This window comes from Algoriphagus sp. (assembly GCF_046296635.1).
GTDB lineage: Bacteria > Bacteroidota > Bacteroidia > Cytophagales > Cyclobacteriaceae > Algoriphagus.
In genome coordinates this window covers 78,878-99,545 of sequence record NZ_JBKBKZ010000013.1, presented here as the reverse complement: position 1 = coordinate 99,545, position 20,668 = coordinate 78,878, and the positions used below count along the sequence as shown (strand labels likewise).

The window sequence follows — 20,668 nt, the reverse complement described above, 5'->3', positions numbered from 1 at the left end:
CTATGAAGAATTCCAAACTGTTTGATGCTGAGCTTGCGGCAAAGTCGGAGAAATTGGGCCACATAACTGGGGAGTGGCTCCAGGAAATCTATGATCAAAACTTGTTCAAACTCTTCGTTCCAAAAGAGCTGGGAGGCTTGGAATTAGCATTTCCAGAGGCATTGAGGCTGGAGGAAAAGTTAGCCAAACTCGATGGGAGTTTAGGTTGGACTGTGACGCTCTGTGCAGGTGCGGGATGGTTTGTGGGTTTTTTGGATCCAAACCTTGGCTCTGAGATTTTTTCCGATCCTAAAGTTTGTCTTGCAGGAAGTGGGTATGTCGGAGGAAAAGCTGATTTGCAGGGGGATTCATACACGATTTCAGGATCTTGGACCTATGCATCAGGAGCTTTACATGCGACTCATTTTACCGCAAATTGTGAGCTATTGGAAAATGGGTTTCCGGTTTTAGACAAAAAAGGGAATCCCATTGTCAAGGCTTTAATCCTAAAAAGAGATGAAGTGGAGATCCTCGATGGATGGAGTTATATGGGAATGATCGCTACAGGAAGTCATGCTTTCAAGACTGAGAATTTGAGAATTCCAGTCAATAGAGCATTTGAGATTTTACCTGAAAAAGTAACCTTGCCGGATCCGATTTATCGGTACCCCTTTTTGCAGTTTGCTGAGGCGACTTTGACTGTAAATATCCTTGGAATTACGCGTCATTTGGTTGACCTGATTGAGGAGACTTTTTGGAAGCGAAATGACTATAGACAGTATGATAAAAGACATTTAAACTACTTCAAGAAAGTATCCGAAAAACAAAACAAGAAATTGAAAAGTCTGAAAAAAGAGTTTTATGAAGAAGTGGAGTTGTCTTGGAAGGAACTTCAAAAGGAAGGGAAAATTTCAAAATTCAATCTTAAAAAAGTGAGCAAATCCAGCCGGAAATTAACTCAAAGCTGCCGGGAGATTTCAGGTAGACTATATCCTTTTGCAGGATTGGAAGCAGCAAAAACACACACAGAGCTCAATCGAGTGTGGCGAGATTTTAACACAGTAAGCCAGCATTCCCTGCTGATTTTTCCATTTTGAAGATGGAATCCTCCTGTAATATTTATCCAAAAAAATCAGGTGAAAAAGTATCCCAAATGGAGATGCTTTTTCACCTGATTTTTTCCCCATTCACATAATAAGTTCTCTTAAATTCTAGTGATTGATTAACTTTTGATTCCTCTTAACTCACCAAAAACCCCAAATTCAAACCTATGCTAAAGCTCAGTTCGCTTTGCCTGTTTCTACTGCTTTTCTCAGCAATTGTAGTGAACGCAAAAATCCTCTCAGAACCTCTGCACGAGGAAGTGACTCCGCCATTTGCTGGAGAATATACACTCGTGATCGAAGGTTTTGACTGGGGACCTGCTGTCAATAAGGTTGTCCTAAGTATGGGAGAAACTGTCAAAGAAACTAATTCTTCAGAATTTGCAGTTTATGCTTCACGAAATTCTAATGACGGGGAAATTTCACCTGCTACGGCTTCCGGAACCAGATCTGTCGTCTATTCTTATGTTTCAGACGCAAAAGGAAACCGCACCGAAAGTGGCGAATTTGTGACACTTATTCTTGGTGTAAGTCCAATTCACCCAATTGGATCACCGATACAATATTTCAGAGCCAAGGGAAATGTCTGGATAGATTACAAACTCACTGTGGTACAAACTTCATCGGGAAAGGTTTGGAATACCGAAAAAGACCGAATTATGCCTTTGGTTGATCAGTTTGATCTTAATGGGAAATTCAAGCATAGTGAGTCCCTAACGATGTCTTATGCCGCTTTTGCTCCAAAAATGGTCAAAGAAAAAGCGCCACTTATCATTTGGCTTCACGGTGGAGGTGAAGGTGGATTTGATCCTACTATTGCGCTTTTGGGTAACCGTGCTGCCAATTATGCTTCGCCGGAAATACAGCAGTTTTTTGGTGACGGAGCCTATGTTTTAGTTCCTCAGGCACCTACTTTCTGGATGCAAGGTGCTGATGGAATGACTCGTGGGCAGACTAATGATATGTACAATGTGGCTCTGATGGCTTTGATTCAGGACTATGTGAAATCCAATTCTAAAATTGATGCAAAAAGAATTTATGTCGGTGGTTGCTCCAACGGAGGATATATGTCTTTGAAATTGATCATGGAGCATCCGGATTATTTTGCAGCCGGATATATTTCGGCTTTAGCCTACGGCAACGAATTCATTACGGATGCTCAAGTTCAGAAAATCAAGAATGTGCCGATGTGGTTTATACATTCCAAAGATGATATGACAACCAAACCGGATGAGACCGTTGTACCACTTTATCATCGACTCAAAAAGGCAGGTGCTAAAAACGTGGTTTTTACCTATTATGACAACGTAACTGATATCACCGGATTTTATGGTGGAAAGGACTATCAGTATAATGGTCATTGGTCTTGGATTTATTCCCATGCTAATTTAGCTCGGACAGATTTTGATGGTTCTCCAGTCTTGGTAAATGGAAGGCCTGTAAGTATTATGGAATGGCTTTCGGCTCAAAAAAAGTAACGAATTGATTTTTAGGTATTACTAACAATGTCCAAACATAAGGGACTATTTCCCTGACAAGAGTCATAGTTTTTATCAATCGAAAAAATATTTATATACAGCGAGTAATTGTTAAATTTGAAATAGAAAATTAAAATAAAACTAAATATACTATGAACAACGACAACGGAAATGACTCAATCCTTGATGAAATCAATGATGACAGCAACAGTTCTCATGTCAGTAGAAGTGGCGACATTTCGAAATGCCCATTTCACAATGGTCAGCTTTCACAAGCTGCAGGAGCAGGACCAAGAAACCGCGACTGGTGGCCAAATCAGTTAAAATTAAATATTTTGCGTCAGCATTCTTCACTCTCCAATCCAATGGAGAAGGATTTCAACTATGCTGAGGAATTCAAATCCCTGGATCTCGCAGCAGTAAAACGAGATATCGCTGACGTATTACAAACCTCTCAGGATTGGTGGCCGGCTGACTACGGTCATTATGGTCCATTTATGATCCGAATGGCTTGGCATAGTGCCGGTACTTACCGGGTACAGGATGGCCGCGGCGGAGCGGGATTCGGAACACAACGTTTTGCACCGCTCAACAGCTGGCCTGATAATGCCAACCTTGACAAGGCACATTTTTTACTTTGGCCAATCAAGAAAAAGTATGGAAAGAAACTTTCTTGGGCAGATTTAATGATTCTAACAGGTAATGTCGCCTTGGAAACAATGGGCTTTGAGACCTATGGTTTCGCAGGTGGTCGTGCGGATGTTTGGGAACCGGCCGAAGATATCTATTGGGGTTCAGAAGGTGAATGGATGGGTGACGACAAGCGATTTACCGGAGCACGTGAACTAGAGTACCCACTTGGAGCCTCGCACATGGGTCTGATCTATGTCAATCCAGAAGGACCAAAGGGTCAACCTGATCCACTTGGAGCAGCGCACGACATTCGAGTGACTTTTGGCCGTATGGCAATGAATGATTACGAAACGGTTGCCTTGATTGCAGGTGGTCACACATTCGGTAAAACACACGGTGCTGCTGATCCAATAAAATATGTAGGTGCTGAGCCAGAAGGTGCAAGTATCGAAGAAATGGGAATGGGTTGGAAAAACTCCTACGGAACTGGACATGGTGCTGATACCATCACTTCCGGACTGGAAGGAGCATGGACTTCAACTCCAGCCAAGTGGGGTCATGATTACTTCAAGTTTCTATTCCAATACGAGTGGGAATTAGTAAAAAGCCCAGCGGGAGCACATCAGTGGGAAGCAAAAAACTCAGAAGCAATTATTCCTGATGCCCACATTCCCGGCAAATTCCACAAGCCATTCATGCTCACGACGGACGTTGCGTTGAGAATGGATCCAGCATATGAGAAAGTTTCCAGACATTTCCTCGAAAACCCAGAAGAGTTTGCAGACGCTTTTGCGAAAGCTTGGTTTAAATTAACCCATAGAGATATGGGACCAAAATCTCGATACTTAGGTCCAGAAGTGCCAGCTGAAGATTTGATCTGGCAAGATCCAATTCCTGCTGTAAATCATGAATTGGTAGATTCCTCAGATATTGCAGGTTTGAAAGCCAACATTTTGGCATCAGGCCTCTCTGTTTCTGAATTGGTTTCTACTGCTTGGGCCTCAGCTTCAAGTTTCCGTGGATCGGACAAGCGTGGTGGTGCCAATGGGGCTCGTATCCGCCTCACTCCGATGAAAAACTGGGAAGCTAACAACCCTGCTCAGCTATCCCAAGTATTGGGAACATTGGAAAGTATCCAAGGAGAATTCAACAGCAATCAGTCTGGCAACAAAAAAGTTTCTTTAGCAGACTTGATCGTCCTTGCAGGTTGTGCAGCTGTGGAGAAGGCTGCCAAGGCAGCTGGATTTAATATCAGTGTTCCATTCACTCCAGGTCGTATGGATGCCTCTCAGGAGGATACTGAGATTGAATCTTTCGAATTCATGGAGCCAAAAGCAGATGGTTTCCGCAATTATTTTAACTCAAAAAATAAAGCGACCGCAGAAGAAATGCTTGTTGACAAAGCACAGCTTCTGAATCTTACTTCACCGGAAATGACGGCCTTGGTTGGTGGAATGCGCGTATTGAATGCCAATTTTGACAAATCAAAGCATGGCGTATTCACTACTCGTCCTGAAACTTTGACCAATGACTACTTCTTGAATTTGTTGGATATGGGTACGACTTGGAGACCGACTTCAGATGCTCAAAATATCTTCGTAGGAAGCGATCGTAAAACCGGTGAACCAAAGTGGACCGGTACGAGAGTTGATTTGATCTTTGGATCAAACTCGGAGTTGAGAGCTTTAGCCGAAGTCTATGCTTGTGAGGACGGTAGAGAAAAGTTTGTGACTGACTTTGTTGCAGCTTGGAATAAGGTAATGAACCTAGACCGATTCGACTTAGCTTAACTGTAATAGTTGTTATCACAATAGAAGCGGTTCCGAAAGGGACCGCTTTTTTTGATTAGTCCAGACCCATAATTTCAGTCTCTTTATTCATTGAACTAGTCAGGATCTTGTGTATTGGACAAGCATGTAACTGAAATTATCTTGGCCTTGGTTTATTTTTTGGAAAAAGTGGGATAAGGGACAAATTCTTTCTCATCACCGGGGATTTTATCAAATTCCTGGAGAATCCATTTTTCTTTAGCTTTCTGTATAAGTTCCTTGCTGGTTGCCACAAAATTCCAGTCGATAAAACGTTCCTCAGGGAAGGCTTCCCCCCCAAATATGTAGATCGTGCTGTCTGCTTCAATTGTAAACTCACATAAAGATGCATCCTTAGCCACCAGGATTTGTTTTGGTCCAAATCGATTGCTTTCACTTTCGATCCCCCCTTTGAGGATATAAAGTCCACTTTCTCCGAAAAGATGTTCTCCCAAGTTAAGGATCTGCTTTTCCTGACTTTTGATTTCCAGCATATACAGCTTGCTGTTAACGGGCACTGCTGATCGATGTCCCATGACTTCTCCTGCTACCAGTTTTAGGTTGGCATTTCCGACTTTCCATGTCGGCAGTTGATGGGACTCAATATGGAAAAACTCAGGCTCCATTTGCTCCAATTCTTTAGGCAAAGCCACCCAAATCTGAAGCCCGTGCATGGTTTTATCTTCACTGCGTAAGTATTCCGGTGTGCGCTCGGAGTGGACGATTCCTTTACCTGCTGTCATCCAATTGACTGCGCCGGGCTTGATTTCAACAGCATTACCCAAAGTGTCTCGATGCATAATGCTGCCTTCGAAAAGGAAAGTCAGTGTGGATAATCCGATGTGCGGATGAGGGAGAATATCCATTTGTTCCCGCTCATTGAGCTTCACTGGCCCCATGTGATCAATATAAATGAATGGGCCGATCATTCGTTTTTGTCTGAAAGGAAGTAGGCGGCCAACAAGAAACTTACCGATAGATGCAGCGCGTTCCTCGATGATGAGTTGGATATTAGACATGATTAAAAGAATATTGGCTAATCTCAAAAATGGCTTTTTTTGGCCAAAAAGGCTTACTATATCGAAGGTTTTTTGATGCAATTTTGAGCATCAGTTCCTTTTCTGTGATTCCGATAAATTTATCAAACTAGTCGGTTTGCCATGTATCCAGACATCGGAATGCCTTATTTAGGAATCCAAACCGAAACGGAACCAGCATTGCATCTAAATTCTCCCCAGCCAGATTCATTGGTGAAAATTTCATCCTGTACATGGCCTGTTAAGTCATAATATTTCGTGTTTGGTGATCCAGTTTCCATGTTTTTACTGGCAAAATCACCTGTGCTGAGGATCACCGCCATCCCCGAAGGATTTCGTTCATTACTTGCTCTTGTCCATCCGATGCAGGAAGGGTCGTCCAGGTAATCGTATTGAGGACCAAAGCAGTAGGTCTTTCTGGCGTAGAGAAATCCATCCAAAAGATCTTGATGACTATCCATCCAGATTTCGTGATCAAGCCCATCTTTACCTTTATCCGTGTAATGAGCCCCATAATAATCAGCCGTAAAAATGCAGGGATAGCCTGATTTCCTCAGTAAAATAAGCGCATAAGCTAAGGGCTTAAACCATTTTTCCACCACAGATTCCAGTTCCTGAAGTGGTTGAGTATCATGATTACTGACAAAAGTAACGGCAAGGTCTTGATTACTTTGAACCAGCGTATTTTCAAAAATTTTCCCAAGGTTAAAAGAAGATCCCTCTTTGCTCGCTCGTGAAAAATTAAAATGGAGATTGACATCAAAAAGCATCGTATTTCCGGCTGTCTTTTGGATGAATTGATCGATCGCCTCGGTATGACCAGTCCAATATTCACCAACCGCAAATAGGTTCTTGTCAGTTTTAGCTCGAAGGTGATTGATCCAGTCTATTATAAAATCAAAATCGAGGTGTTTCATCGCGTCGATTCTGAATCCATCGATACCGGTGGTTTCAAGATACCATTCTCCCCAGTATAAAAGTTCAGTGCGGACATCCGGATTATTGGTGTCCACATTACAGCCCATCAAGTAATCCACATTGCCTTCGGCGGGATCTTCCTCTCCAAATGTCTTTCCATCAAAAAGAAATACAGCTTGCATATCATGATTGTAAGTGTTAAGATCTGTGGCAGAGAAGTGCCACCAATGCCATTGCAACTTTGAATATTTCCCGTTTCTACCTGGGAATGTAAAATGAGTCCATGCCATGATCTCCTGCTTTTCCCCTATGGATTCATCGTGGTCTTCGGAGCTGTAGGGTGTCGCTAGAAATTTTTCTTCTTGATCTGCACCCATTTTGTGATTGAAAACTATGTCCGCATACACTTGTATTCCGTTGGATTGAGCGGTTTTTATTGCATTGAGATATTCATCTTTAGTTCCATATTTAGTTCGGACAGTTCCTTTTTGATCAAATTCACCCAAATCAAAGAGATCGTAAACACCATATCCTGTATCGTATCCACCACTTGATCCTTTGTAAGCAGGAGGTAGCCAAATACTAGTAATCCCTTTTTCTCCAAGAGATTGGGCACTTTCCGCAAGTTGGTTCCAAAGATTTCCATCATTTGGTGTGTACCAGTGGAAAAACTGCATCATCACTCCGTTTTGCTCGGTCATGTATTTTTCTTTTTTAAAAATTCGCTTCCATTGTTAATTAATTGATGCTTATCCAGTAAGGAAATACACAATGGAGTAAAGTATGATTATAAGTAGTGGTTTTTTCAATAGATAAAAACTCATTATTCAGTTACTTATTACCTCGGTGGGTTGGGATTAATTCCCATAATTTTCAGCAAACTATAAACAATAGTAGTCCGACTCTTTTTTGGACCAATCAAATCCACTATAAAACAGGAATCATGCCCTGTATCCTAAAATTCTTTAGTAATAAACATATAAACTTGATGAAAGCCCTATCCTTATAGAAGAAGCAGATATTTTGATTTATGAAAAGTTTAAATTTTTTATTCAACTTTTAAAGATTGCTTTTGGATCAGTGGTAACCTTTTGAATAGTTTACCTCAAAGTTGGGTCTTTTTGCCTTTTGTGGGGAAAACCTAATTTAGATGAATTTCAATAATTGTTTCCTGTAAGTTTTTACAAAACTCTTTGATGAAAATCCTGTTCCTCAGTTATGGACAGCTATGCAATCATTGACGAATCAGAATTTCCAATCATCAGGATTGATTTTACAGGAAACAAAAGTACAGACCAAAACTTTCAAGCATACTTAGATCAAATGAAATCCTGCTATCGAACAGAAAACAGGTTAGCGATCATTTTTGATGCTTCCAGAGCCAGTATTCCGGCATTTCCCCATCAAAAAATCCAGGCAAATTGGCTTAGGGAAAACGATAGCTTGATGAAGGATTTTTGTGCTGGTACAGCCTATATCATTCCCAATGCAGCTATTCGAGCAATTCTGAGAGTGATTTTTTCACTACAAAAGCAACCTGTTCCATTTAAGGTTTTTGAAAAAGAGATTGATGCCGAGGAATGGGTCAATAGCCTTGAGCTAAATTAATTTTTCTGTTTATGTATAACTCTCCTTCAAAAAGTGAAGCGTTATAACTGATTTTGTCCGCTGCGGCGGATGATTCCGCAATAGATTTTCTATTGAATATTTCGTGTTAGACCGCTATTTCAGCATGATTGTAGCTGCAGATAGAGAAGTTAAATGTGCTCCCCATTCCAAATGTGCTTTCTGCCCAGATTGCGCCTGCATGTATTTGGATAATTTCCTGACAGAGTACCAATCCCAAGCCAGTTCCCACTTCTCCCATGGTACCACGTTGTTGGTTTTTCGATTTAGAAAATAGTCGATTAAGCACGGATTCTTCCATACCCGTACCGTAATCTCGAACGGACGTTATAATATTTCCAGAATCTTCCCGAACGAAGATTTCTATTTTGGAATTTTGGTTTGAAAACTTAATGGCATTGGAAATTAGATTTCTTAGCACCGTCAGAATCATATTCTGGTCAGCGTGAATAAATAGATCATCTAAACAGGATTTTTCCAGGGTGATTTTTTTATAATCTGCTTGGGATGAAACCGTGCTTATTGCTGTGTCGACAAGCTGACACATATTAATTACCTCAGCTTTTATTTCAAATACTTTGGTTTCCTTGATTGCCCATTGCAAGAGATTTTCAAGCAGATTATGTGTGTTTCTTGAGACATTTAGAAGATGTCGGATATTTTCTAAATGCTCTGTACTATGGTTTTTTTCAAATTCTTCCTCCAAAAGCTCCATATAGCCAATGATCGAAAAAAAGGGGTTTCTCAGGTCATGTCCGATAATGCACAGGAGCTTATCTTTATCGCTGATGTGTTTTTTTAATTCACTGTTGGAATATTTGAGCATGGTTGTACGCTCTTCTACAGTGTTTTCAAGTTGTCTGTTTTGTGCTTTGATAGCACGGATTCGAAGTTTAAAGCCGAGGACTAGGAGTGCAATAACAAGGAAAGTGACCGTGATGATAAACCACGGTGTCTTCCAAAATGGCGGTGTAATAATCAGGACCAGTGCCTTGCCTGTCTCATTCCAAACCCCGTCACTGTTGGCTGCTTTGACCCGAAATACGTATGTACCGGGGTTGAGATTTGTGTAGGTGGCATTTCGTTGATTTCCTACATAATTCCATTCTTTTTCAAAACCCTCCAAATAATATGCATATTTATTTTGCGCTGGATTGGTGTAATCAAGGGCTATAAAGTCAAACGTGAGTACATTCTCCTTATGGGAAACAATCAGTGTGTCGGTAGTGGAAATATGTTTTTGTAAAGGGGACTCCGAAGCTTTAAAATTTACAGATTGATTGAATATTTTAAGGTCTGTCAGGTACACGACAGGGGCATGGGGATTGATGTTTAGATGGTCTGGATGGAAAAGATTAAAACCATTAATACCTCCAAAAAGAAGTTCGCCTTTTTTGGTTTTGAGTACCGAATACCTTGAAAACTCGTTTCCTTGCAAGCCGTCATGCTTGTCGAAATTGGAGAAGACTCCGCTGACCGGATCAAATCTTGCAATCCCCATGATAGTGCCTATCCATAGAAAACCACGATCATCTTCCACAATTGAATTGATTTCATTTACAGGCAAACCATCTGATTGGGTGTAGGTAATAAAACTATCATTTTCCTGATGGTATTGTGAGAGCCCCTTATCTGTTGCGATCCAGATGTTCTGATTTTTATCTTCAAAGATTTGCCGGATAGCATTGCTTGGTATGCTGAAAGGATTTGATTCAGAGGGTTGGTAAACTTTGAATTTCCCCTTTACTTTATCAATAGCGTGAATTAAGTTCAAACCGGATTGGGTACCTATCCAAAGGTTTTTTTTACTATCCTCAAAAATCCGGATGACCTGATTGGAGGATATCCCTTCAGCGCCATTTTTCTCAAAAAGTTTAAGTTCTTTTGTTTTTAGGTCATATCGATACAGACCTTCATCAAAAGCCGCTATCCATAAATAATTTTCATCGAAATGAGTGTCAAATACGTGTTCTATGGGATATTCGAAATTATTGATCCATTCCTTAAAGCCGATAAATGTCCCCCTTTTCTCATCCAATAAAATGTTGAGGCCGCCCGACCAAGTTCCTACCCAAAGCTTTCCATTCTTATCTTCATTTAGGCTGATCACAGCGTCAGAACTTAGAGATGCTGGGTTTTTGGGATTGTTTTTATAGATTTTAAAAGTTCCTGTGGTTCTATCAAAGTAATTCAACCCACCACCATCAGTTCCAACCCAGATATTTCCATTTTTTGTTTCCCAGAAATCCCGAATAATATCATTGTTAAGACCTTCAGGATTGAGTGGGTTTTTGAAATAGTGGGCGAATTTGGAGGAATAAGGATCAGACAAGTTGATGCCTGACTGAGCCGTTCCGACCCAATATCGATCTTGATTGTCTTGGAATATATTCCAGATTGAATTATGATTTAGGCTTTTGGGGTTTTTTGGGTCATGGAGATACCGATAGAAGGCATCTTTTTCTTTATTGTAGAGGTGTAGGCCACCGTTTTCGTTGCATGTCCACAGATTTCCCTTTCTATCTATGTATATACTATAAATCGAGTTGTTGTACAAACTAAGCGGGTTTTCCGGCTCGTGGTAATACCTGGCAAAGCTTATTTTACCTTCTTTCACCAGCATCCTGTTGAGACCCTCGCTTCTTGCTCCTATCCATAAGTTTCCCTGATTATCCAGACTAATCGCTTTCAGTGTGTTGGAACTGATTGAATAGGGGTTATTGGGATCATGAATGAAATATTCTGTTTGACCTGTTGAGGTGTTCAATTTTACTAAGCCATGGTTCCACGTTGCCAACCACAAAATGTCCTTACCCTCAGCCGTCATAGCACTGATGGCTATTGGTTTGTCCAACTTATAAGGTGAAAATTTTCGTTGCTGGCGATCAAAATAGAATAATCCGGAAGCTACACTGGAGACCCAGATTATTCCTGCCTTATCTTCAAGTATGGTATTGACCATATTATTTTCTCCACCTTGAACCTGCAATTCAGATTGAAGTTTGAATCGGGTAAAATCATCGGTAGTCCTATTATACAACGAAACACCATTGCCAGTTCCAATCCATAGTTGGCTGCGACTATCCTCGAAAATTGATCCGATGTAATTGTCATTGATGGTGCTCGTATTTATACTGGATGTGTACACTTGAAAACTCAAGCCATTATACTTATGAAGGCCGCTAAAAGTACCTGCCCAGATGTATCCAAGTTTATCCTGTAAAATAGTCGAAGTACGATTGTTGAGGAGTCCTTCAAAGATTCTTTGAAATTTTAAATCAGGTTTTTCTTCTTTAGTTTGGCTATATACCTTTGTTATAAACAAAGTAGTTAGTGCCAATAAAATGATTATGAATGATCTCAATTTGGCCATTTTAAGTAGAAATAGAATAATCTTGAAAATCTCTATTTTCTTGTCGATTTTTGGGCAGTCAACCGATGTTTAAAAGGTTGATTTTTTTACTACAAACAAGCTAATATTTTAATCTATAGCACGTTTTCAATCGAATATATGGTATAAAAACAGATTATGCTATTCTCGAGTTTTGGTAGCTAATTCAAATGATTACCCGAATTAGTTATAAAAAATCAGTTAAAAATTATATTTTTTTTCATAAAATAAATGTTTGTAAAAAGTTTTGTAATAGAATCAGCTAAAAGTATGTAACAGAAAACATTTTTTATTGCATGATCAGCAATGTAGTACTAAATATAACTTTATTATCCCCAGTAGGGAAATAAGATGATTTGATCTTTTTTTAGAATTTTGTGAAGGATTTAAAAGGGATTTCCCAAAGATGATTCTAGTTTACCGTTAGATTTTGTAAATGAGATGCATACTCAAAAATGCGAGCTTTAATAGTAGGGCAGGGATGCGGGATTTGCCCCTGTCTGCTGCATAAATGAGCGAGCCAGCGTTTGACTATTTGTGTTTGCATTTCGTATTGCAGTTGGAGTCTTTGGCAAATCTTGACCCTTTAGTACTTTTTGGTCAAAGCCTGCCTTGATCTTTTGTGGCAAAAGACACGGAGTTTTAGAGAACTTGAAGCCCACACCTATTAGTGAATAAAAGCAGAGAGCGTTTCAAAATTGGCGAGTAATTGTCTTTAATTGATTAAGAAAATTTCTTTTCTTTTATCAAACCCTTAAGTGGATTTTCATCTTCCCAAGAACCCACAGTTTTGTAAGGAATAAAATTTGCAAAAAGCTCCTCACTGTACCAACCAAGGGCTCGAGTTTTTTGGATCACTTCGCTGTGGACCTTTGAGCGATAAGCGTAATTGCGCATGGATTCTTCATTCTCCCAAAGGCTAAATGTGGCCTGCATCAGCCAAGGATATTCTCCGATTCCAATTGAAAAAATTGAGCCATCTCGGTCTTCCATGTTTTTGCTGACAGATGGCACATAGCTCCAGAATTTGCGAAGAAAGCGTAATTTGATCCGAGCGCGAGTAATGACTGCAATGGGACCTGATTGGTAGGTTTGGGAGGGTTGAAAAGGATTATTCCCGGACCATTTCCCATGAGATCTACAGGTATTCATGTAGATGGTCAGGAATTCTTTGGCTCTGCTTTGAAATTCCACGAAATGGCCTGAATCCTCAAAATAGGTTTTGGCAGCTTCTTCTGATTCCCATACGGCCAGCAAAGCATAAACATTCACATTTAACATTTTGGAAAAACCATTTTTTCCACCACTTCCCATCAGCTTAAAGAACTCCAAGCCTTCCACTTTTTTATAGTCTTTAATCGACTTTTGCATTTGTCCAAAAATCCAGAAAGCCTGCTTTCCTTCAAACCGAAAAAGCGTAAATGTAATCACCTGGATTTTTTTTTCTTTAGTTGACTCCATTTGAAAAAGTAGCTTAGAAAATGATAGTACCTGTTCTCATAAAAGATTAACTCCAAATTTTGAATTAGGTTATCCACTTTTATCAATTCAATTTTTCATTTTGGATAATATTTATAATCATATGAAATGCCCATGACGAGTACGTCACACACTGGGATGCCCCGATGGCTATCGGGGCGAAATGCGAGATTCCATGTGACCGTTATAAATCAAATTATAAACACATGAAATCGAGCCTGCCTGAGGCAGACAGGCATGACCCAAAGCGACACACAGAGGGATGTTTATAATTCATGCGAAGATTCCATGTGACCGTTATAAATCAAATTATAAACACATGAAAGTAGTCGAAGCGTCATATCAACAAATCAAGGGTGCTAATGCTGCTGAGGCAAACAAGTTTAAAGAACTAAGTACATAGCAGTATAAGTGGGAGTTTGATTTAGGCGAAGAACAATATCTCAAAAATATAGCTGTAGTCGATAAAATCCTTCAAAATTCCAAAATGCTCAACGAGTCTGAAATAATTGATCACAATAAGGGGACTATGATTTTCAGGGATTTGTGGATGAGAAACTTGTTTATGCCAATTGGGCCATCAAACCAAATCTGGCTTACTATAATCCAAAACTCCCAAAATCATCCCAGTAATGAGGTAATTTATTTCGATGTTTTCGAGGAGCCAATCTTTAAGATTACACGGGAAGAATTACTAAAAGCCATTGATTTCCCTTCACTTCAAGCGATGCTTGGTAAGTGAAATCCTCTAAATGGAGATGGTTATTTTGTGGTAAATTGAATTAACAGTAAACAAAGTACTAAACAAAATCTCCAGTCATAAGAATATGTAAAGTGTGAATACTTTGGCCACCGAAACCTTCAGAAAAACTACAGTTTTCAAACGGTTAGATCTACTTTATATTGATTGGACCTGTGGTAAGTACTACAGGCATGTCAGGATAATTTCCTTCTGCATCGTCCTCGGCTGTGATAAATACGCGTAATGGTCTATGGGGTGAAACAGTGCTGAGGGAGCTTGATAACATGCTTGACAATCCTTTAGTAGTGGTCGATAGCTGTCCAATGTTCTGAGTACCACTTTGATTTGTTTCGATCCAGACCACATAGACCTTTTTAGGAGGTGTAAGCCTACTTGGCTCAGCCAACCTTTTTAAAGTTAGATCAATCTTGTAATTCTGGTTTTTGTCTTGCGAAATGGCTACTGTTCCCTCAGCCGCTGGCACGATAGAGGAATTTAAAAAAGTTATTTTTTTGGCGCACCCAGCTAAAAGAAATACAAGGATTAATGATAAAAGGGCACTTTTTCCGATCTTATTCAAATTTGTGTTCATTTTTTTGACTTTGATTTGAGTTGCCAAAATGAATATTTCTTAAGCGAAAAAGTTTATACAATTATTATTAAATGTTACATAATTCACTGATTTTGAGGAGTGCTCAGGCAAAGTACTACCCAAAGGCATATTTGAACTAAGTGTGAAATAAAATTGTAATTCGATCCTTATTTAGCGGAAGTCAGTAAAATCGTTCCGTGGGAACGGAGGATCGGTAGTCAAAGGGGTGATTGAAATTGGGGTCATTCCGTAGGAATGATTGGTAAAGGAAAGAAATGTTTGTTTACACGAAACGTTCCGCTGGAACGCTGGGTATAGCTCATCAAGGAGATGTTACCGAACAGATGTTCCGCTGGGACATGATGATTGGGTTTTTTGAAATAGCTATCCTTTTCGATTATTGTAATTCGATTTTATCAATCTCCAATCTGAAACTTTCAGATCTGCCGTTTCCGATCATAAACCTCGCTTCTTGAATTTGATCAGCGTTGAAGTTAGGTTGGTTAAGTTTATTTCCACGGTAGGAAGGCTCCATTTTGTTTAACAGGATTTCAATGGTTTCCCATTCTCCGGTAGTTTTGAATGTATAGATATAGTCGGCCCGCTCCTTCAGATCTGCTTTTATCCTGAATTGATAACCTTTGCCATCTCCCTTGAGTCGGATCACAGCTTTTGTAAAGCCAGTTATATTTTTCTGTGAAAAATGGTATTGAATGGAAGCGAATCCGCCGTCATTTTCAAGCGACACCTTACCGATGAAAACTCCATACCCTTCTTCACTTCGCGTGAGTTGGCTGGTGGATATTCCACCCATCACCACGTCGTTTTCTATTTCCCACACAGACCAGTCGGAGGTAGAACTAAAATCAAATAATACTAGGCTCTTCATAAAGAAAGTTATTAAAAATAGAAAGTTCATAGAGGAGTCTGTTTTGTGGGGGTGCGATCAGACTTGTAATAATTTTGAACCGTTTGGGCTAGAAATAGTTTCGGCTTTTTGAAAATGAAGACGTTATTTAATGCGGTTTTCTTTTCTTAAAGGTTAGTTTGAAAGGCTGGGAAAAAGAAAACTCTATCAATCCCTTATTTTATATTTTAAATATCCGACGGTGAAGCCGTCGAACTTTTCAATAGCCTTGGGTGCAACCCAAGGAAAAGATATTAAGGAAAGATTTGGCAACCCCGAAAGGGGGTTGAACTTTAAAGAATTCCAATTTGAAGTTCGACCCATATCAGGGTCGTGGGAAAAACGAAATTGGAATCATTTTTCCACGGGTTTTACCTGCCTACCGGCAAAGGCAGGCCCGCGGCTATTGAGAAGTTTGACCCCTTTCGGGGTCGAAAGTAATTTTAAAAAGTTTGGCCAGATGTGACCAAATCAGTTTTCGTTTGCCCATTTCTCAAATTCTTCATCTAGTTGATCCTGAGTGATAAAAATTCCTTGATTAATCTGCTCTTGCAATTGCTTAATTTCTTCTCGCTGTTCAGAAGTTAGATGGAGGATTTGGGACTTGTTGTCCAAGATCGTCTTGATGACTTCCAAAAAAGCCATATCCTCAATTTCTGAGATTCGCTGAATCAGATGCTTTTTAAGATCTAGAAGTAGTCATAGATTTTAATGTTTGATTTGAATTTACGGAAAAATTCAAGGCCTTGGTCGCAGAATTTATGAGATTATCCGAATTACAAATTTGGAAGGATAGGAGGGTAGGACAAGGCGTAAAGAATTCCGATAGCGATCGGAATTAGCCTTGGGCCTGCTTGTAGGGCGGGAAAATTACACCCAGCGTCAAAAGAACTTCAATTCTTAAAGAAGTAGACTACGCTTAGTGGGGATTCAAGCCTAAATAAAGTAGACTAGGCCTAGAGTGGGGATTAAATTTGTATTTTTAATGTGATTTCAGATTTCCTTCCATATATTGGTGGGTTCGAATACCATAACATTGATTCCTTAAACGATTGATCTTTACTTAGCAGTATATTTGCTTTTTCTAAAATTTTAATAAGCGGTTTAATTTGCTTGATGGTAGAATACATGCTTTGATTATTGATATTAAATTGAGGAATGATATTATTTTCAATTACTGTTGCAATATCAAGATACCTCCTTTTAATATTTGGATCAAGATCTATTGATTCAAATTTGTAACGATTGTTCAAGTCATTATAAAATTGAGAAATGACCATTTCTAAATTCGAATGATGCCAATCATTAATACCGTTATATGCGAAAATTTCCCGGGTACTAATTATTTTTTTTGAAAATTCTATATATAACGATTCATTTAAATTAGTACAATTAAAATCAAAATTCTGAGCAGTCTCTTTGTTTTCTGAAAAACTTAAAAAAATATTCTTGATAGCTCTTCTTGGGCCTTCAAAATATGTTTCTAACACCCTATAGCTATTAATCCAATACATTGTTTTTTCAAGATGAGTTGTGAAAAAGTGAACAAGTAAACCAATTATTATGGAAGAAGAAATTGGAGCAAAGAATACTCCGAGCTCATAACCAAATCTAACTATTTCAGGCACTTCTGAAAACCCAGCAATAATTGCAAGTATTATGATTTGCGAAAAGAATAAGCTTTTAAGTAAAAAAGAATAATACTTAAATCCAAAAATAATTAATTTTTTCCCGTCTTTATCGAAGTTCATTGTGGTTTTTTGTTGTTTAATTCATTTAATATTTTTCTTATTTCTTGGAGCTCTGAGTTTTCTTCATTTATTTTTTTTACAACAAAATCTAACAATTTATGTATATTAAATACTTTACTCATGCTTTCCTGCTCGGAGATGGAGTGTAGTCCCTCAGATGTCAGTCTATATAATATTTCAAACGGATTTTCTCCTAAGATCTGAAGTGATCTGGGTAAAAGATGAAATGAGCTGTTGTATAAAACACTAATTTTTGAGGTTTTTTCATAATCGGAAATTAATTTTTTAAGTTTTGGGTCAGATGAATTTAGATTACTTATATTCTCTAAAATATGTAATAATTCCTTTTCTACAATTCTTCTAAAATACGCTAATGAACCTATTCCAAATCCTAGTTGATATAGCTTGACACCTTTGAAATACCAATTGTTTGTTTCCCTGTCAAAATATTTTTGAATTGATTTATCAATGTTGACTTTGGATTCTGGATTAACTCCAATTTTTGTTAAAAAAACTTTTATTTGTTTGTTTTCAATAATATCTATGTGAGTACTTCCGGATTCTGATAATTTCATTATATTATCTTTATTTATTGGAAATTCTTGATTGCTTTTTATTCTTATTAAGAAGTCAACCTGTTTTTTTTTGCATGATTTACAAATACCTAATAAATGAATATTATAGTTTAGGTAATTCTTTTCATCGAAGCAATCCTCTGGGATTCTGTCTCCGGCCATATTGCCATAAAACTCTTTGGTATATTTCGGTAAATTTATTTCAAATGTTCTATATGATTGTTCGTTTTCGCAATAATACTCAAACGATAATTGGTAAAAATCGAAGGGATCAACTATTCCTTCTCCAGTCCTTATATAATTATTAATATATTCAAATTCTTTATAAAGAGGATATTCCTTAAAAAAGTTTTTAATATCATTTAGAATCTGCATAATTTTTAATTTTTTATTTATTAATATAATTTTCCCATCACCATCACCACTCGATTTGGTACGTACAATAATACCTGTTGGTCCTTATCTGTGGGGTAAGTAATTGTTTTGTCCAAGCGCTCGAAGCCACCATAGATTTTTTCATCGGAATGGAGGATCAGTTCATAGGTTCCGGCTTCCGGTACTCGGATAGGGAAACCAAAATAGGACTCAGTAGGATGAAAGGAAAAGATGAAAATCAATCCCCCTCTTTCGTAAGCCAAGATCTTCTTATCCGGATCGAGATGGAGTTGGACTCCAGGAGCAGAGGAGAGAAGATTATGGTCTTTGGCGAGTTGGATCATCACCTTGTCCCACTTATCCAGCTGCTGATAGCGGAGTAGGGGATCATCCACCAACGACCACTGCCTACGGGCATATTGGTAGCTCCAGTCATTACCCAGTCGGGGGAAATCCACCCACTCGGGATGCCCGAATTCATTTCCGATAAAGTTCAAATATCCTTCACCTCCCAAAGAGAGTGTGATCAAGCGGATCATCTTGTGCAGGGCGATACCTCGATCGACCACTAGATTTTGCTCTAGCACGCTCATAGAAAAGTACATTTCCTTGTCCATAAGCCAGAATGCAATGCTTTTGTCTCCGACAAGTGCTTGGTCGTGGCTTTCGGCATAGGCAATGGATTTCTCCAGTTTGGGTCGATTTGACAATTCGTGCCACAACTCAAAAAGATCCCACTGTTCATCAATTTTATGTTTCAGCGTCTTGATCCAATAGTCAGGAATTCCCATGGCTAATCGGAAGTCGAAGCCGATTCCTCCATCTTCAACCTTGCGGCAAAGTCCCGGCATTCCGCTCACTTCTTCTGCGATTGAGAGGGCTTTTGGGTTTAGGCTATGGATCAGTGTATTCGCAAGTTGTAGATACAGTAAAGCGTCCTCATCCACACCTTCGTCGAAGTACTTCTCTGCGGAATCGAATGAAACCGATCCATGGTGGCTATAAATAATAGAAGTTGCTCCATCAAATCGGAACCCGTCAAAGTGATATTCTTCCATCCAATAGCGGATGTTGGAAAGCAGAAACTGCTGGACTTCCCATTTTCCATAATCGAAAAGCTTAGAATCCCATCCCTCGTGATAGCCTTTTGGGCCGGGGTGGAAGTATTGATGGTCTGTGCCATCAAACTCGTTAAGGCCTTCGTTCACATTTTTGACTGCATGTGAATGCACGATGTCCATCACCACGGCGATGCCCATGTTGTGGGCGGTGTTGATCAGGGATTTGAGTTCCTCCGGCGTCCCGAACCGTGACGATGGCGCAAAGAAATTGGAGACGTGATAGCCAAATGAGCCATAATACGGATGCTCCATCACAGCCATCAGTTGGATGGAATTGTAGCCTCCAGCCTTGATGCGTGGGAGAATCTGCTCTTCGAATTCTTTATAGGTTCCCACTTTAGCATCTTCCAAAGCCATGCCGACATGCGCTTCATAGATGAGCGGCATTTTGGCAGCTTCGTCCAAGGAGAAATTCTGATCTGTCCATTCATATGGCTGCGGTTCAAACCAAAGTTGCCCTGCAAAGTCATGGCTTGCCTCGTCCTGAACTACCCTTCGGATGTAAGCAGGAATTCGGTCCAGTGAAATGTCATTTGCTCCGATGACCCGAACTTTGATTTTACTTTCGTGGGTAAAGGTGTTTTTGTAATCTTCATAGGGAAGAAAAATTTCCCAATTACCTCTGGAACTGCTTCGCAAAGGATGGGAATTTCTGTCCCACCAGTTGAAATCGCCCATCAGAAAAAGTGCTTTGGCAGCCGGTGCCCATTCCCGATAAACCCATCCATTTCGAAGTTTGTCGAAGTGCACTCCATAGAATTCATGCATTCTTGCAAACTCCAAAATGCTACCGGAGAAATCGTTGATCGCGCGGATAGCGGATTGGTAATTTTGAAAACGCTTCTCTATTTTGGATTCGTAAGACTCCAACCAGGGCTCATCTACTACCAGAGGTAATTTTTTTAATTCTTTCACAAAATACTATTTATGCCTAGGATGAAATTAGGGAAAAATGGGTGGAAAGGAAGGGGCTAGATTTCTTTTCAAAGATTTATTGTGAGGAAATTATTGAAATTGGTTCATCAAAGAAGATTATGGCCTCGACTCCGCTCGGCCACCGTGGGTTTTGGTTTTTGGACGGGGAGGGAGAAGAGGGGGGGGGGGGCGCGCGCGGAGGACACCCCCGCAGGGTATATAAAAACAAGACACACCC

15 protein-coding genes are annotated in these 20,668 nt (G+C 39.5%); 5 read left to right on the top strand and 10 right to left on the bottom strand.

Annotation, left to right across the window (positions count from 1 at the left end; genetic code table 11):
* Window positions 1-2: 2 nt before the first annotated feature.
* From ACK4HU_RS11525 to katG, 3 genes are all read left to right on the top strand, one after another.
* Window positions 3-1,076 carry an acyl-CoA dehydrogenase gene (locus ACK4HU_RS11525; protein WP_409806870.1) on the top strand — a complete coding sequence of 358 codons (1,074 nt, stop codon included), beginning with the start codon at window positions 3-5 and terminating at the stop codon, window positions 1,074-1,076.
* Between the two features lie 173 nt (window positions 1,077-1,249).
* A complete protein-coding gene (locus ACK4HU_RS11520; RefSeq protein WP_409806869.1) occupies window positions 1,250-2,560 on the top strand; it encodes a prolyl oligopeptidase family serine peptidase in 1,311 nt (436 codons plus the stop codon).
* Window positions 2,561-2,712: 152 nt separating this feature from the next.
* Window positions 2,713-4,983, top strand: a complete 2,271-nt coding sequence (gene katG, locus ACK4HU_RS11515; RefSeq protein ID WP_409806867.1) for a catalase/peroxidase HPI — start codon at window positions 2,713-2,715, stop codon at window positions 4,981-4,983.
* A gap of 152 nt (window positions 4,984-5,135) precedes the next feature.
* On the opposite strand, the gene ACK4HU_RS11510 is transcribed toward katG, so the two are convergent.
* Both ACK4HU_RS11510 and ACK4HU_RS11505 read right to left on the bottom strand, forming a co-directional pair.
* Complete coding sequence (locus ACK4HU_RS11510) at window positions 5,136-6,020, bottom strand: pirin family protein (RefSeq protein WP_409806865.1); 885 nt, start codon at window positions 6,018-6,020, stop codon at window positions 5,136-5,138.
* 164 nt (window positions 6,021-6,184) lie between these two features.
* Window positions 6,185-7,657 (bottom strand): alpha-amylase, encoded by a 1,473-nt coding sequence (locus ACK4HU_RS11505; RefSeq protein ID WP_409806864.1) that lies wholly within the window; start codon window positions 7,655-7,657, stop codon window positions 6,185-6,187.
* 517 nt (window positions 7,658-8,174) lie between these two features.
* Here ACK4HU_RS11505 and ACK4HU_RS11500 point away from each other — a divergent pair.
* The gene (locus ACK4HU_RS11500; RefSeq protein ID WP_409806862.1) at window positions 8,175-8,564 is read left to right on the top strand and encodes an STAS/SEC14 domain-containing protein; all 390 of its coding nucleotides are present in this window, start codon (window positions 8,175-8,177) and stop codon (window positions 8,562-8,564) included.
* A gap of 106 nt (window positions 8,565-8,670) precedes the next feature.
* On the opposite strand, the gene ACK4HU_RS11495 is transcribed toward ACK4HU_RS11500, so the two are convergent.
* Entirely contained in the window at window positions 8,671-11,946 is a 3,276-nt protein-coding gene (locus ACK4HU_RS11495; protein ID WP_409806861.1) for a two-component regulator propeller domain-containing protein, read from the bottom strand.
* Window positions 11,947-12,696: 750 nt separating this feature from the next.
* A complete protein-coding gene (locus ACK4HU_RS11490) occupies window positions 12,697-13,434 on the bottom strand; it encodes a spheroidene monooxygenase (RefSeq protein WP_409806859.1) in 738 nt (245 codons plus the stop codon).
* Window positions 13,435-13,939: 505 nt separating this feature from the next.
* On the opposite strand from ACK4HU_RS11490, the gene ACK4HU_RS11485 reads away from it, so the two are divergent.
* Window positions 13,940-14,194 (top strand): hypothetical protein, encoded by a 255-nt coding sequence (locus ACK4HU_RS11485; RefSeq protein WP_409806858.1) that lies wholly within the window; start codon window positions 13,940-13,942, stop codon window positions 14,192-14,194.
* A gap of 151 nt (window positions 14,195-14,345) precedes the next feature.
* Here ACK4HU_RS11485 and ACK4HU_RS11480 read toward each other — a convergent pair whose 3' ends face one another.
* The 6 genes from ACK4HU_RS11480 to ACK4HU_RS11455 form a co-directional block, all read right to left on the bottom strand.
* Complete coding sequence (locus ACK4HU_RS11480; protein WP_409806857.1) at window positions 14,346-14,786, bottom strand: hypothetical protein; 441 nt, start codon at window positions 14,784-14,786, stop codon at window positions 14,346-14,348.
* A 397-nt stretch (window positions 14,787-15,183) separates the two neighbouring features.
* Complete coding sequence (locus ACK4HU_RS11475) at window positions 15,184-15,675, bottom strand: CIA30 family protein (protein ID WP_409806855.1); 492 nt, start codon at window positions 15,673-15,675, stop codon at window positions 15,184-15,186.
* A gap of 489 nt (window positions 15,676-16,164) precedes the next feature.
* Window positions 16,165-16,338 (bottom strand): hypothetical protein, encoded by a 174-nt coding sequence (locus ACK4HU_RS11470; protein WP_409806854.1) that lies wholly within the window; start codon window positions 16,336-16,338, stop codon window positions 16,165-16,167.
* A 323-nt stretch (window positions 16,339-16,661) separates the two neighbouring features.
* A complete protein-coding gene (locus tag ACK4HU_RS11465; RefSeq protein ID WP_409806852.1) occupies window positions 16,662-17,444 on the bottom strand; it encodes a hypothetical protein in 783 nt (260 codons plus the stop codon).
* Window positions 17,441-18,394, bottom strand: coding sequence for a hypothetical protein (locus ACK4HU_RS11460; protein ID WP_409806850.1), 954 nt, complete (start codon window positions 18,392-18,394; stop codon window positions 17,441-17,443). The genes ACK4HU_RS11465 and ACK4HU_RS11460 overlap by 4 nt, the downstream gene beginning before the upstream one ends.
* Window positions 18,395-18,414: 20 nt before the next feature.
* Window positions 18,415-20,430: an alpha amylase C-terminal domain-containing protein gene (locus ACK4HU_RS11455; protein ID WP_409806848.1), complete on the bottom strand. Its 2,016-nt coding sequence runs from the start codon at window positions 20,428-20,430 to the stop codon at window positions 18,415-18,417.
* Window positions 20,431-20,668: the final 238 nt, after the last annotated feature.

What these genes read in the sequence shown, in the direction of transcription:
- ACK4HU_RS11525 (WP_409806870.1), top strand. Translation starts at nt 3, where the DNA reads ATGAAGAATTCCAAACTGTTTGATGCTGAGCTTGCGGCAAAGTCGGAG.
- ACK4HU_RS11520 (WP_409806869.1), top strand. Translation starts at nt 1,250, where the DNA reads ATGCTAAAGCTCAGTTCGCTTTGCCTGTTTCTACTGCTTTTCTCAGCA.
- katG (WP_409806867.1), top strand. Translation starts at nt 2,713, where the DNA reads ATGAACAACGACAACGGAAATGACTCAATCCTTGATGAAATCAATGAT.
- ACK4HU_RS11510 (WP_409806865.1), bottom strand. Translation starts at nt 6,020, where the DNA reads ATGTCTAATATCCAACTCATCATCGAGGAACGCGCTGCATCTATCGGT.
- ACK4HU_RS11505 (WP_409806864.1), bottom strand. Translation starts at nt 7,657, where the DNA reads ATGACCGAGCAAAACGGAGTGATGATGCAGTTTTTCCACTGGTACACA.
- ACK4HU_RS11500 (WP_409806862.1), top strand. Translation starts at nt 8,175, where the DNA reads ATGGACAGCTATGCAATCATTGACGAATCAGAATTTCCAATCATCAGG.
- ACK4HU_RS11490 (WP_409806859.1), bottom strand. Translation starts at nt 13,434, where the DNA reads ATGGAGTCAACTAAAGAAAAAAAAATCCAGGTGATTACATTTACGCTT.
- ACK4HU_RS11485 (WP_409806858.1), top strand. Translation starts at nt 13,940, where the DNA reads ATGCTCAACGAGTCTGAAATAATTGATCACAATAAGGGGACTATGATT.
- ACK4HU_RS11480 (WP_409806857.1), bottom strand. Translation starts at nt 14,786, where the DNA reads ATGAACACAAATTTGAATAAGATCGGAAAAAGTGCCCTTTTATCATTA.
- ACK4HU_RS11475 (WP_409806855.1), bottom strand. Translation starts at nt 15,675, where the DNA reads ATGAAGAGCCTAGTATTATTTGATTTTAGTTCTACCTCCGACTGGTCT.
- ACK4HU_RS11470 (WP_409806854.1), bottom strand. Translation starts at nt 16,338, where the DNA reads ATGGCTTTTTTGGAAGTCATCAAGACGATCTTGGACAACAAGTCCCAA.
- ACK4HU_RS11465 (WP_409806852.1), bottom strand. Translation starts at nt 17,444, where the DNA reads ATGAACTTCGATAAAGACGGGAAAAAATTAATTATTTTTGGATTTAAG.
- ACK4HU_RS11460 (WP_409806850.1), bottom strand. Translation starts at nt 18,394, where the DNA reads ATGCAGATTCTAAATGATATTAAAAACTTTTTTAAGGAATATCCTCTT.